We start from the raw sequence: 14961 nt of genomic DNA on the forward strand, positions 1-14961 counted from the left end.
ACTACTACTCATACACCAACCGTTGTGTGCAATAAAAAAAACGAAAAACATATGGAAAAATTAATCTACATTTTACTGGTATCACTTATTACTGTTCCAATATTCGGACAAAATTCAGAGGATTATTTTACTCGATTAAAGGCGATTAACAATCAAGATATTATATTTTACAATATTGACGGAGTTAATTTTTCAAGCCAAACTTTTAGCAGTGAATTTTCAGAAAAAGGGCTCAAAAAGATTTTTAGAAAATACTCAATTGATAAAAATGAACTGAAAGTAAAAGACGAAAAATTATCTTTCAATAACTACTATGTTAGCAAAAACGAAAAAATATCTGAAAACTTAACTCAAAATAACTCATATTACTTTGTGGAAAATGAAAGTAAAAGAGTTTCCGTTTTCTGGTTCGGTTCTATAAATAAACAAGATAGAGATTTTGAACGAAAATTTATTAATCTAATTTTGGAAAATAAAATCCCTAAAAATGTCTTTGAACCAATGACAATCGACAGTATTGATTTTGCTGGCAGACAAATAAAACTTGGAAATAGTTGCTATTGGACAAATGTAAATACCGTTCAATGTCCATATTACGGAGAAATGAATTGGTCTATTCATAAAGATTTGACCGACGCTCAAAATTCGGTCGCCAACCAACTTGAGATGACCAAAGCAAAAAAAGGCGGAAAAGTGATTTCAGAAGATTTTGTGGATATTGAATTTGAAGGAAACCCGACCAAAGCTAAAAAAGTTATTTATGATTTTACAGGTGTAACTTCTCTATTGGCTGGAATGTCTGGAGGAAAAACATTAACTATTTACTATGTTGCTAGTGAGGTTAGAGATAATTATGTAAGTTGCGTTTTAAGTTTTTGGAACAACGACACAATTACAGAAAACGGACTTGCACCATTGTTGGAAAAAGTAATGAAACTAAAATAATTACTGCTGCCAACACCGTGTAAAAATAATTGATTGGTTCTCGCCTACTCGGAAAATCCTGCGGATTTCCCTCTGGTTTATTCTTTTTTTAATAAGTTAAGTTACGTATACATAAACATTGTAAACAATTTTGACCCTTCTTGAATAAAGACTAAATAATAGTAACTTTATAGAGATTTTTTTAAATTAAAAGTTTTTAGATAAAAATGAAAAATTATATTTTCCTGTTATTCATTATCACCGTTAAACTATTTGGGCAAAACAATACTCAAATTATACCACCAAAAAAACTATCACCTTCAGAAATATATACTAAAGAATATGATTTTATTGATGAAGAAGAACAAAAATTTGAAAAATTTAAAAGACAAATAAAGGCTGTTACAACAGAAGATTATTTAGAAAAAATTAGAACCTACTCAAAAGATTCTTTAAAAACACTAGCCATAAAACTGCTAAGTCTAAAAGAATTAAATGAAAAAAAATTACTTCAAAAAGATATTTCACTAAATTCAGAATATTATATTCGCTTACTTGAAGAATTAAAATCTAGTGAAATAAATAATCAAGAATATTTTTTTCTAGAAAAAGAATTGAATAGCTACTATTTGATTAATTTAGAAAAGAAACAAACTTTTAGCATAATCCTAAACATTATCTTTGGAATCATAATAGCAATTCTTATCTATACTATTTACTCATTAAAATCTCAAAAAAGATTAAACATTATTGAAGAACTTAGTAATCAAGAAATAAAAATTAAAGAGCATATACTAAATGGTAAAAGCAATAAAGAAATTGCAGAAGAACTCTTTATTAGTTTAAACACTGTTAAAACACACATCACTAATATTTATAGCAAGTTAAATGTCTCTAATAGAAAAGAATTAATTAATAAATTTCAAAAATAGTACCAGTACTAGTACTTAAATCATACAACAGAAAAAGCACTTTAAAGAGTGCTTTTTTTTTATTTGTAGAAGTATTAATTAAAAACACTATTAAAATAAAATGCTTAAAAAATATTATTCATTCGCATTATTCTTCTCTTGTTTAATTGGACTTTCACAAAATAATTTTACTTTAAAAATAGAACTCATAGGTTCAGGAAATGAAACTATAAAAGAAGGTAATGCCTATCTATTTGATGCAAAAACAAACCAAATTATTAAAACAGAATCTATTGTAGATAAGCAATTAATTTTTACTTCATTAAACGAAGGAAATTATACGCTTCTTATTACTTGTGAAGAGTTTGAAGAATTTGAACAAAAAGTTTTTTTAAATAAAAATCTAACTTTAAAAATAGAATTAACTAAAATTAATTTTACTGAACTAAACGAAATTGTAGTAAAAGGGAATAAAAAGACTTTTACAAATTCAAACGGAAACATTAAAGTCGATATTGCCAATTCTATTTTTAAAGCCATTCCAAATCCAATAGATTTACTTTCAAAACTTCCAGGGATACAAATAAGTGGAGATCAGGAAAACATATCTATAATTGGGAGAGGAAACCCATTAATTTATATAGATAATCAAAGAGTAGGAATAAATGATTTAAATACTTTATCGGTTGAAGATATTAAGACACTAGAAATTATCAAAAACCCTTCGTCTAAATATGAAGCCGAAGGAAGAGCAGTAATTTTAATTACAAGAAAACTAAGCAAAAAAGACAAATTTGAAACTACTATTTCTGAAGTTGCTTCAGTTAAAAAGAGATTTAATAATTACTTAGGAATAAATTCAAATTTTAAAAAGAATAAAACCGAAATAAAAACTAATTTCAACTACAATCAATTAAATCCTTGGGAAAGTGCAGCGAATAATCTTGAAATTCCAAATGACAATATAACTTCAAATTTTATTGCCGAATCATACTCCAAAAGACGTCAATTTATTCTAGGAGGTGGTCTTTATCATCAAATTAATGAAGATGATTATTTATCATTCAATTTGAGTGGAAAAATTCAAAAAGACAATGACGAAAACACGACTAATACTTTCCATGATCAAAACAATGTTCAAAATAAAATTGAAACATTAAATAATAATGATGAAAATAGAAACTTTTTAAATTCATTTGTTAACTACAACAAAAAAATAAAACCTTTAGACATAAACTTATTTACAGGTTTCCAATTCTCTAATTTTAATCAAAAATCAAATAGCATTATCCAAAACAATTATGATAACACTCAATTTGACTTAACACAAAACAGAAATCAAAAATTTAATGTAGATGTATTTTCAGGAAAAACTGATTTAGAAAAAACATTTAAAAATGAAATGAAATGGGAAGTTGGAGCCTTATACTTATCAGCAGAAGCTAAAACTGATTTTGAAGTTTTAGACTTTATTTCAAATAATAATGAAAACTCAAATTATAATTTTAAAGAGAAAAACATATCAGGATATACACAATTATCTGGAAAAATTAAAAAAATAAATTATTTATTTGGATTACGAACAGAAAACACAAGCATTAAAGGAAAATATGCAAATGATGATTTTTTATTAATCGATAAAGATTACACTAATTTTTTTCCTAAAATCCAGCTTGACATTCCTATTGATAGCACAAAAACTATACGCTTTAATTATGCTAAAAGTATTTCAAGACCCAATTATTCATCAACAAGCCAAATATCAATTTATACAAACCCTTATTTAGTTTATTCAAGAAATATTAATTTAAATCCAACAATTACAGATGAAATTTCGGGAACTTTTCAGTACAAAGACAAATCTGTAAAGCTAAATTTCTATCGTAGCAAAGATCCTGTAAATTTTGCGTTTTCATATGATTCTACTGTTAACTTAATTACATTTAATTCTATTAATTATACCAAAGAATCGGGTATAGATTTAGAGTTTACACTTCCATTTAAACATAACATTTGGAATTCAACAAACAGTTTTAATTTTATTGTAAACAAAATCGAAGATAAATCTGCTGTTTTTAATGAATCAAAGCCCTATTTATACTATTATTCAAATCATATTTTTGAATTACCTAAAGAATTCAATTTTTCAATTACAGGTTGGGGTTTAACAGAAAGGAAAGAAGGAATTTTTAAACGAAATTCATTATTCATTATGAATTTAGCATTGTCTAAAACATTACTTAAAAATTTTGATTGCACAATAAACTTTAATGATGTTTTCAGGAATATGAATTTTAATGAAGATTTAACCATAAACAATATCATTTCTAAAGGAATATATTATACGGATACAAGAGAAATATCACTTTCAATACGTTATAAATTTGGAAAGATTAAAGATTCAAATTATCAAGAAAGAGATATTGACCAAAACTCGAATAGAATTAGATAAAAAACAACACACAACAGCCATAGCTATTGCACAACCCTTCTAAAAAACTATTTTTTAAAAATAATTAATAAAATAAATCTCTTTTGAAGCCATTTAAAAGAGCCTTATTTTTTTGAAATAAGTACTATTTTATAAAACAGCATAACTTAAAAAATGTTTTTTATATTCGAGTTTTTAAACATAGAGAACCACAAACTTGTCATGCTGTAAGCATCCCATTAGCAACTAACTCTATAATACTATACATTAGTTTAGGTATTTTTATGAAAAGAATGTTAAGTCCTTGTATAACTTCCACATACGCTCCACACCCAAAGGGACGTAGATTGTGTTGAATGATTATACTGAAAATAATACTCCAAACCACCACTCCGTCTGTTCGAGTTTTTTTATGAAATAAAATGGAATAAAACTTCTCGATACGCTTCGCACTCGAAGTGACGAGTATCGAGAACTCGAGAACCACAAAAAACACTCCCTTACAGAAAACCCTAAAATAAATAAAAAGCATCTTATTTTACCAAAGCAAACAAAACACATTGTAAAAAGAATAGGTTAGGTTTGTAAGTATAAAAATATACTTTATCACACATACCTAACCAATACAAGTTGGCTTTGTATGATTTTGTTACACTTAATAAACAAGTTATCTGCAATGCCAAAAAAATCATAGAAATCGACATCTTCTGAAAAAAAAATACAAGAAAAATAAAATCCTTAACAAAACAATATAACCTTAATTAAATTTGATTTTTGTTACCTTTGTTACTATGATAATAGAGAAAATAAATATCGAGCCCTTAAAAGATGAACTGCCTAGTGAATACGCTGACAGATTAGGTATTTATTATACAAAATCAGTTTCTATTAAACATAAAAAAGAAAGCGGACAGTTTTTCACACCTACTCCAATTGCAAATTTAATGGCTTCATTTTCAGATTTAAAAAGTGAAAGTTTAAGAATATTAGATCCAGGTTGTGGAGCAGCAGTTTTAACTTGTGCATTAATAGAAAACCTAACAAATAAGAATAAAAAACTAAACTTTGTAGACATAGTTGCTTACGAAACTGATCCAAATTTAATCTCATTTTCTCAAAAAGCATTAGATTATTTAAAGTTTTGGCTTAAAGAAAGAAATGTTAAATTTCAATATCTTTTGCATATTCACGATTTTATTTTAGATAATGCTAAAGCATTAAAAACAAAAACTTTATCAAAAAATAATTTTGATTTAATAATCTCTAATCCTCCTTATTTCAAATTAGCAAAAGATGATATAAAAACCATTGCGGCAAAAGAACTTGTAAGTGGACAACCAAATATTTATTCCATATTTATGGGAATTGCTTCTAAATTATTAAAAGAAAACGGAGAATTAATTTTTATTACTCCAAGAAGCTTTGCTTCAGGAAATTATTTTAAAGCTTTTAGACAACTTTTTTTTAAAACTGTACAAATTGATAAAATTCATTTATTCAATTCTCGAAAAGATACTTTTAATAGAGATAGTGTTTTACAAGAAACCGTTATTATTAAAGCAATTAATGAACCTATAAATCCAAACAAACAAGTTATAATATCATCGAGTTTAGGAATAAAAGATATATTTGAACCTTCTGTCAAATATTTTCTTTCATCCGAATTAATTGATATGAAATCAGAAGAAAAAATATTACACTTACCAACAAATGACAAAGAAGAAAGTATTTTAAATCTAGTTACTTCTTGGAAAAATAATTTAATAGATCACAATATACAAATCTCGACCGGACCAGTTGTTTCATTTCGTTCTTGGGATTATATCCAAAATAACTATCAAAATGGAACCGTTTTTTTAGCACCTTTATTTTGGTTGCACAATGTAAATAAAATGTTTCTAGAATGGCCAATTACATCAAAAAATAAAGGTCAATTTATCAAAATAGAAGACAGTTCAAAATCTATCTTGCTTCCTAACAAGAATTATATTTTTTTAAGACGTTTCAGTACAAAAGATGATAAAAGTAGACTGATTGCTTCTCCTTATTTTTGCAATTATGCAAAATCTAATTTTATCGGAGTGGAAAATAAATTAAATTATATTTATAGAAAAAATGGACATTTAGAACGAAGTGAAGTGGCAGGACTTTGCGCATTGCTGAATAGCGAATTATTTGACACATATTTCCAAATATTTAATGGAAATGTAAATGTAAGTGCAACAGAATTAAGAGGTATGAAAATACCAACATTAAATGAAATAAAAGAAATAGGAAATAAAATAATACTAACAAATGATTATTCAATGGAAAACGTAAACCAAATCGTGAACTCCTATTTTGAATTTGAGAATATTTTTATATAAATTTATGAGCAAATTACTTGAAGCGCAAGAAATATTAAAAACAATTGGCTTACCGCCAGCACAATATAATGAAATGTCAGCACTTACCTTTTTGGCTATTTGCAACATAAAAGAAAACGATAATTGGGCAAATGCAACTAAACAAAGTTTAGGTGTTACGAAAGGTATAATGATTTTTGTAAATGAAAATTACAATAAAAATTACGCTCCAAATACAAGAGAAACATTTCGAAGAAATGTTTTACACCAATTTGTACAAGCAAGATTAGTAGATTATAATCCTGACAATCCTAATTTACCAGTAAATAGTCCAAGAGCTCATTATGCAATTACAAATGAATTTTTAGAAGTTGTAAAAACCTATAAAACAAAAGGTTGGAATAATTCAGTAAAAAAATTCATTTCAATTGTTGGTAAACTTTCCGAAGTTTATTTAAAGGAAAGAGAATTAATTCAAATTCCTGTTAAACTTGCAAACGGAGATATAATAAAACTTTCAGCAGGAAAACATAATGAAGTTCAAGCAGCAATTGTAGAACAATTCGCACCAAGATTTGCAAATGGTGGTACTTTACTATATTTAGGTGATACAGCGAAAAAGGACTTATATGTTAATGAAGAAAAATTAAAAGAGTTAGGAATTCCAATTGACCAACACAGTAAATTACCTGATGTTGTAATATTTGATTCTGAAAGAAGTTGGCTTTTCCTAATAGAAGCAGTTACTTCTCACGGACCAGTTTCTCCGAAAAGAATTGTGGAATTAGAAGAGTTTCTAAAAAACTGTAAAATTGGAAAAGTCTATGTAACTGCATTTCCTGATATGAGCGAATTTAAAAAGCACTCATCAAATATTGCTTGGGACACAGAAGTTTGGTTAATGGAAGTTCCAGACCACATGATACATTTCAACGGCGATAGATTTATGGGACCAAGATAAACCGAAAATGGCATTACCTACAACAGCCATAGCTATTGCACAACCCTTCTAAAAAACTATTTTTTAAAAATAATTAATAAAATAAATCTCTTTTGAAGCCATTTAAAAGAGCCTTATTTTTTTGAAATAAGTACCATTTTATAAAACAGCATAACTTAAAAAACGTTTTTTTATATTCGAGTTTTTAAACGTAGAGAACCACAAACTTGTCATGCTGTAAGCATCCCACTAGCAACTAACTCTATAATACTATACATTAATTTGAGTGTTTTTATGAAAAAAATATTGAGGTTCTTTTACAACTTCTCGATACGCTGCGCACTCGAAGTGACGAGTATCGAGAACTCGAGAACCACAAAAAACACTCCCTTACAGAAAACCGTAAAATAAATAAAAGCATCTTATTTTTACCAAAACAAAGCAAACAAAACACATTGTAAAAAGAAAATTTGCAAACCATTACAAGTTGGCAACAAGTAAAAATAAAAATCTAATCAATATTTTGAATTATAGAATTTAAGTGTTTTTCATAACCATTGATATACTCTTCAATATTTGGGTTTTTAACAACATCAAAACAATGAAAATTCGATAAATCTTGGAAACCACAAAATCTATAATTCAAAATAAGGTTGAATAATACATCATCAGCTTTTTTTCCTTTCATTAATTGCTGACTTACATCATTAAAACAATTTTCGGGAGCATTCCATGTTGCTACAACAAATACTTTTTTATCTTTTAAAAGACCTCCAGTTCCATATTGCTTTGAAATATCTGAACGAGTTCTCCCATCGCCATCTAACATAGTATTAGATAAAAGCCCTTCCATGAAAACTTCATCAACATATCTTTTATAAATCCAAGGTGTATTAAACCAAAAAATTGGAGTATGTATTATAATTAAATCCGCTTTAAGGTGTTTTTCAACTTCAGTTTTTGAGTCATAACCTTTACCTATAAACGTTTCTTCCAAATGCCAATTTTGATTCTTAAAAAAAAGTCTCGTAGTATCAGCTAAAGTTTTGTTTAACTTTCCCTCTGAGATACCTTCATATTTTTGATGAGTATGTATTATTAATAATTCTTTCATTATTTACTATTTATTATTTATTTGCAAATTTGACAAATAACTACATACTTGTCAAGTACTTACCTCTTAGTAAGTAACTTACTAAAAACTCGGAAAAACGCAATTTGAATGGAAACACGTGAAAAAATAATTAAAAAAAAATCAACAAGCAAAAGAATACTTAATAATAATGGAATGGAGTAATCAGAATCGGAGTTAAAAAATATCGAGATCGTGTACTGAAACAATACTTCTCAATACGCTTTGCTCTCGAAATGACGTGTATAGAGAATAAGACAACAGAAAACGACTACTAAACCCCACCTACTCCCCTATTTTAGTATGAGGAATGACATTGGCTTTGCACAATCGGTATAATTTTCTTTCACTAAAATTAAAAAGCTGTTTAACATCCGCGCTATCTAGCCAATCTTCTTCTTTATGCGGCATTAAGTCTAAAAGTAAAACCTTCATAAGTGTAATTTCTCTTTTTAAATATTCAATTTCTTTTTTCATAACGTAAAGGTTTTTAAGTACAAAAAAACAAATACTAAAACCATTCCATTTTATAAGACAAATTTGTTAAAACAACAACAATTAACACTAATTATTCTATTTTTTACTTTTTATGAAACGAAAATTGAAATTTTACATCAATTTTTCTATTCGTTGTGTTTAAAACAAGATTCATCTTATATTTCTACCCTAAAAAATACTAAACTAAAAAAGTACAAGATCTAAACTCTGTGCCTTTTCACTTCCTAAAATTTAGTTACCATACCATAATTTCCATTATACAACAACAATAGTTCCTAAACTAGCACTTAGTAAATGTTTATGACTGTTAACTAATGACTAAAAGAAACTATTTATCATAATCCAACAACTTTGCCAAAATCACTAAAAATAGGGCTCGTGAATGGTTTTGACGTGTTTTGACCGGTTTTGACGTGTTTTGATGTGTTTTGACGTACTTAAAGGGGTTAAATAAGGCCTTTGTTCGGAGATTGTTCGGAAAAGCTTCGGTCAAGCAGCGGTAAACAGGCACTTTTTCGCAACAACTTCCGAACAAAACTGCTACTTGACTGCTACTAAACCTAAAAAATTAGTGGTTAGTGGAAATTAAAAAAAAGTAACACACTTCATCTTTTCTTCTTCAAATTTCAAACATTTTATATCAAAATTGTTACCCTGTAAAGGGTTTTATTAGCAGTTTCTCAAGGCTATTATAAATGTTGTTTTTATGAAAAGAATGTTGAGTTCTTGTGTAACTTCTCGATACGCTTCGCACTCGAAGTGATGTGTATTAAGAACCACAAACTTGTCATGCTGTAAGCATCCCATTAGCAATGGAAGTTTTTGTATAACTTCTCCATACGCTTCGCACTCGAAGTGACGTAGTTTGAGTCGTCAGTTCGAACTGACAAAAAAAATTATCAAAAATTAATTACACCCAACAGGTTAAATATAATATTTTTTAATTATATATACCAATTACGCAAACTATAATCACGATGTAACGACCTGAATAGTTGCGATTTATAGGTTTTTTGATTGTTTTGTTGACACTCTTTTAATTTATTAAAAACTTTCGTATATATTTGTGTTGTAGCCAATACGAAAAAAGACCAACCAATGAAATTAGAAACAGTTAAAATCAAAAATTTTCGAGGTTACCAAACGGAAACTGTAATTCCAATTTCAAACCTTACCGCATTTATTGGAAAAAATGATGCAGGAAAATCTTCTATACTTGAAGCACTTGAAATTTTCTTCAACAATTCGTTGGTTAACTGTGAAAAAGAAGATTTGAATATATCAGCAGACAATAACAAAATAGAAATTACCTGTGTTTTTACCGAGTTTCCTGCCGAATTAATAATTGACGCTGCAAATCCAACATCTCTTGAAGTTGAACACCTACTCAATGCAGAAAACAAACTTGAGATTAAGAAAGAGTTTCCTGCAACAGCGGCAAAACCTAAGGAGAAAGTTTATATAATTTGTAATCATCCAAGTGTTGAAAATGGTAACGATTTATTGACACTTAAAAAGGCGGAACTTAAACAAAGGGCGAACCAATTAGGGATTCCCACCGAAAATTATAATGGAAATGTAAATTCATCAATCCGTCAAGCAATTAGAGACTCATTTGAAGATTTACAACTTGAAGTAACAGAATTATTAGTAGATAAAGAAGATACTAAAAGGGTGTATGATACTCTAAAATCTTATCTACCACTTTATGCACTTTTTCAATCTGACAGACAAAGTAAAGATGATGACAAGGAAGTAACTGACCCAATGAAAATTGCAGTTTCACAAGCATTAGCAGAACTCAATGCCGAAATTGAACATATAAAAGAACAAGTTAGAATTAAGGCGGTTGACACAGCCAATAGAACTTTAGAAAAGTTAAAAGAAATGTCGCCTGATTTGGCTAATGAACTAATTCCTGAATTTAAAACAGAGCCCAAATTTGATTCACAGTTTAAACTAACCATAAAATCAGAAGAAGACATTCCAATTAACAAAAGGGGAAGTGGAATTAGACGATTAATATTGCTTAATTTTTTTAGAGCGGAAGCTGAAAGATTGAGAGCTCAGAATCCTGGTAATCAAATAATTTTTGCGTTTGAAGAACCTGAAACCTCTCAACATCCTGACCACCAAGAAATGTTAATTCAGGCTTTCATAGAGCTTTCAAATACGGGAAATTCACAAATCATTCTAACTACTCACACACCTGCACTTGGAGGACTTCTTCCACTAAATAGTTTGCGTTTTATTCAAAAAAATGGAAACGACAGAACAGTTGAACTTGGAACAGAAGAGGTTTTTGAGAAGATAGCTGAAACTTTAGGTGTTTTAGCCGACCCTATTTCGAAATCTGCAAACGCGATTTTGCTTTTAGAGGGTAAAAGTGATATTACGTTTGTAAGTCATACAGCCACTCAATTAAAAAATGGTGGATACATTGACCATACTTTTGAGGAGAAAAGAATTGCATTAGTACCAATCGGAGGCTGTGGTAATTTAAAACATTGGACTACATTAAAACTAATTGAACAATTCGATATTCCATATTGTGTTTTGCTTGATTCAGATAAAGGAACTCACGAAGAACAACAAAATATTGATACAATTCAAGAACTACAGAACAATGGAATAAAAGCTTATCTGACATTAAAACGAGAGCCAGAAAATTATGTACATCTTGACGTTTTGAATTTACCAGCAGGCAGTACATTCACCTTTACAGATACTTGTGATGCAAAGGTTTTAATTGCAGCAGAGAAAACCTCAAGAAAGCAAAATGTTCTCGAAAATTATTGGACTTTAATGACTGCTGAACAAATAAGGGAAGTTGAAAAATATGATGATAATAGAACAGATAGATTTGAATTTTCAGAAATGTTTGCTGATTTTTTTAGCCTTGTACCATAAAAGTACTGGCTACAACATTGGCTATAAACAATTGGGGCGAAAGTGATAAAACGAAAATATAAATATAAAGCAAAGGTCGGTGCTAAACCGAAAAGTTAGGGCATGAAAGCCCCAACTGTTCATAGCCGAGACCGTTATAGGCAATGCAACAAAACTCGTCGCAAAAATAAAACGAAGCAACAAATGCAATTTAAAAATATTATAGTCATTGTACTATTTCTACTTTCAATGTTGATCATAATATCAGTGGTGAAAACAATTGTCAACAAAAAAAGAGTAACTAAAATCTTTAAATATCTAAATACCAAACAATATGTAAAACTTTACGGTAACAAATGCTACTATTCTGCAACTGGGCTTAAAAAAAATTATCCAAGTTACCCATGTAAACTAGAAATTTATTTGACCGAAAATGAAGTCATATTTGTTGGAAAAAATAATTTCCCTTTCATTTTTAAAACCATAGAAAATCCATTCATTTTAAGTTCCAATCCAGATGAATTACAAAAAACTCTTTCCTTTAAAAGAATTTTCAAGCCAACTAAAGTTTTCATTACCAACAAAACCTTAAATCTTAATTTTATTGATAATATAACATTTAATACAAATATTGATTATCAAATTGATTTAGTAAACTCTGAGCATATTGACAAATTAAAAAGATTAACTGAATGGTGCTAATATGCACTGCCTATAACAGCGGTTTTAAGAAATGGCTAACGCCAGTGTATAATTGGAGGAGTTAGTGAAAGCACTTCAGTGCTTTTTTTATCAATTATCTTAAAACCTTTTCGGTATATTTGTAATGGGCAGTGACGAATTTTCCGCCACTTCTTAAAGCCTCAAAACGTTAGCAGATAGTTTCTCCTAAAAAACGTAAAAAAATATCCTCAATGAAATTCTATATAATATATCTTTTTTGTCTCTTCAGCATTATAGGAATTGCACAGAGTAATTTTCAAAATGATAGCGTTTCAAAAACCCAAATAAAATTATTGAATTCCGAATACAAAGATTTTGTATCAGTAAAAAATAAATTATATGCTATATCCCAAAATAATGATTTAATTGAAATTGATTTAAAGAAAGATAATTTCAAATTAATTAAAAATAACATTACTGCAATAGCAAAAAAATCAAATAACGAATTGGTATTTGGAAGTAAAGATGGTAGAATATTTATACTAAATAACAAACATAAAGTTAACCAGATTGAGAAAATCGATGCAGAAATATTTTCTGTACTAATAAATTCAAAAGATGAATATATAATTTATTCTAACAAATCTATTTACTACAATAGAAAAGATTATATACCTAAAAAGGAAACCAACTTTTATGGTAAAGTTAGAGCAAAGTACACTGGAAAACAACTAATTGAGCCTGATTTCATCTATTTAGATAGAATGAATTTTATTTGGTTTGCCTATGATGAAGGTGAATGGGGAGGAAATGTTTATTATTTTGATTTAAATAAAAAAGAATTCATTTACGATGATTGGTTAAGACTTGACGATGGGATTAATTATAAAGATAGAAATGAGTATTTCACAAAATTAAAAGAAAAATATCCAGAAATAATTAAAGTTATAGAAAAGGATACAGTTTATAAATATCCTTATAGTTTAGGTATTTCAAGTGTAACCAAAGGTGCTACTTACAATAACAAAGGTGAACTTTTCACCACTTCAAGTGATGTCCTTAACTCAATATACGCAACAAGAAATGGTTTCCATTATTTTGTTGATGATACTATTAAAAAAATCACAAATAAGGATAGTGATTATTATACATCTTGTTTTGACCAAGATATTCTTGAAGCCGAAAGATATAAGATTGCTTTTGAGAGAAATTTTATGGGTTTTAAAAATAAAGATAGAGAATTAAGAGAAAACATATTAACCGAAAATGAAGTTAATATTTTAGGTTATATTTCATATAACAAATACGATAGTAATTTATACTTCTTTAGCTCTAAAGGTTTTTATACTTTAAATAATTTAGATTGTTCATTTTCAAAAAAACTATTTTTTAACCCAAAACTAATATGTAATTCAGAGTATGAGAAAGACTATTGTTTACATTTAAATGTGATTAAGTTTGAATTTATAAGTGAAAAAGAAATTATATTTCTAACCAAAAATGATGGAATTGGATACTATAATGGTGAAAGTATAAAATATTTTAGATAACTTGAATAATAAAACCATCTGCTAACACAGGTAACTGTTGCACAACTACCATTTTTTAAAACATCCCGAAGCTTCAGAATCAAAATCATAAAAATCCAACCTTTTTTAAAGTGATTTAAAGGAGGTTTATTTTTTGAGATTAGTGTAGTTTTACAAAAACAGCATAGCTTAAAAAAACGTTTTTATATTCAAGTTTTTAAACGGAGAGAATCGGAGTAAAACTTCTCGATACGCTGCGCACTCGAAGTGACGTTGATTGTGTTGTCAGTTCGAATGTTTTTTAAGAAATGTGAATAGCAATTTCATAAAAAATGTATCGAGAACCACAAAAAACGCCCCTTTACGGAAAACCGTAAAACAAATAAAACAAAACATCTTATTTTTACCAAAACAAAGCAAACAAAACACATTGTAAAAAGAAGAATCGCAAACCATTTAGCCTTTAGTACGTATAAATACGTATAAAAAAGCATGAAAAATACGTATTTATACGTATTGCAAGACTAAAAAGAATAGTTTAGGTTTGTAAGAAATAAATAATAACGAATAGGCTTTATATACCTATTTACCTAAAAACAAACTATTTTGCATGGTTTTACCATTAATACAAACAAGTTATAATCAAGTTTAAACAAGCCGCACATTTGGTTTTTTGCCGAAACAAAAACCAACGCTAAA

General features: G+C 28.1%; 10 protein-coding genes. 8 read left to right on the top strand and 2 right to left on the bottom strand.

Annotation, left to right across the window (positions count from 1 at the left end; genetic code table 11):
- Positions 1-51: 51 nt before the first annotated feature.
- From LXD69_RS16425 to LXD69_RS16445, 5 genes are all read left to right on the top strand, one after another.
- Positions 52-945: a hypothetical protein gene (locus LXD69_RS16425; RefSeq protein ID WP_246916169.1), complete on the top strand. Its 894-nt coding sequence runs from the start codon at positions 52-54 to the stop codon at positions 943-945.
- 206 nt (positions 946-1151) lie between these two features.
- On the top strand, positions 1152-1856 hold the full coding sequence (locus LXD69_RS16430) for a response regulator transcription factor (protein ID WP_246916170.1): 705 nt from the start codon (positions 1152-1154) through the stop codon (positions 1854-1856).
- A gap of 100 nt (positions 1857-1956) precedes the next feature.
- Positions 1957-4287: an outer membrane beta-barrel family protein gene (locus tag LXD69_RS16435; RefSeq protein WP_246916171.1), complete on the top strand. Its 2331-nt coding sequence runs from the start codon at positions 1957-1959 to the stop codon at positions 4285-4287.
- Between the two features lie 770 nt (positions 4288-5057).
- Positions 5058-6632 carry an Eco57I restriction-modification methylase domain-containing protein gene (locus LXD69_RS16440; protein ID WP_045966583.1) on the top strand — a complete coding sequence of 525 codons (1575 nt, stop codon included), beginning with the start codon at positions 5058-5060 and terminating at the stop codon, positions 6630-6632.
- A 4-nt stretch (positions 6633-6636) separates the two neighbouring features.
- Entirely contained in the window at positions 6637-7572 is a 936-nt protein-coding gene (locus tag LXD69_RS16445) for a BsuBI/PstI family type II restriction endonuclease (protein ID WP_045967430.1), read from the top strand.
- A 490-nt stretch (positions 7573-8062) separates the two neighbouring features.
- On the opposite strand, the gene LXD69_RS16450 is transcribed toward LXD69_RS16445, so the two are convergent.
- Together LXD69_RS16450 and LXD69_RS16455 are read right to left on the bottom strand one after the other, a co-directional pair.
- On the bottom strand, positions 8063-8665 hold the full coding sequence (locus LXD69_RS16450; protein WP_045966582.1) for an NAD(P)H-dependent oxidoreductase: 603 nt from the start codon (positions 8663-8665) through the stop codon (positions 8063-8065).
- Between the two features lie 303 nt (positions 8666-8968).
- The gene (locus LXD69_RS16455) at positions 8969-9160 is read right to left on the bottom strand and encodes a helix-turn-helix domain-containing protein (protein ID WP_246916172.1); all 192 of its coding nucleotides are present in this window, start codon (positions 9158-9160) and stop codon (positions 8969-8971) included.
- A gap of 1119 nt (positions 9161-10279) precedes the next feature.
- Here LXD69_RS16455 and LXD69_RS16460 point away from each other — a divergent pair.
- The 3 genes from LXD69_RS16460 to LXD69_RS16470 all read left to right on the top strand — a co-directional run bounded on the left by LXD69_RS16460 (position 10280) and on the right by LXD69_RS16470 (position 14283).
- On the top strand, positions 10280-12091 hold the full coding sequence (locus LXD69_RS16460) for an AAA family ATPase (RefSeq protein WP_246916173.1): 1812 nt from the start codon (positions 10280-10282) through the stop codon (positions 12089-12091).
- A 102-nt stretch (positions 12092-12193) separates the two neighbouring features.
- On the top strand, positions 12194-12772 hold the full coding sequence (locus LXD69_RS16465) for a hypothetical protein (protein ID WP_246916174.1): 579 nt from the start codon (positions 12194-12196) through the stop codon (positions 12770-12772).
- A 212-nt stretch (positions 12773-12984) separates the two neighbouring features.
- Positions 12985-14283 carry a hypothetical protein gene (locus tag LXD69_RS16470; RefSeq protein ID WP_246916175.1) on the top strand — a complete coding sequence of 433 codons (1299 nt, stop codon included), beginning with the start codon at positions 12985-12987 and terminating at the stop codon, positions 14281-14283.
- The last annotated feature ends 678 nt before the right edge of the window (positions 14284-14961 follow it).

The sequence above is a fragment of the Flavobacterium sediminilitoris genome (assembly GCF_023008245.1).
In the GTDB taxonomy this organism is placed as follows: Bacteria; Bacteroidota; Bacteroidia; order Flavobacteriales; family Flavobacteriaceae; genus Flavobacterium; species Flavobacterium sediminilitoris.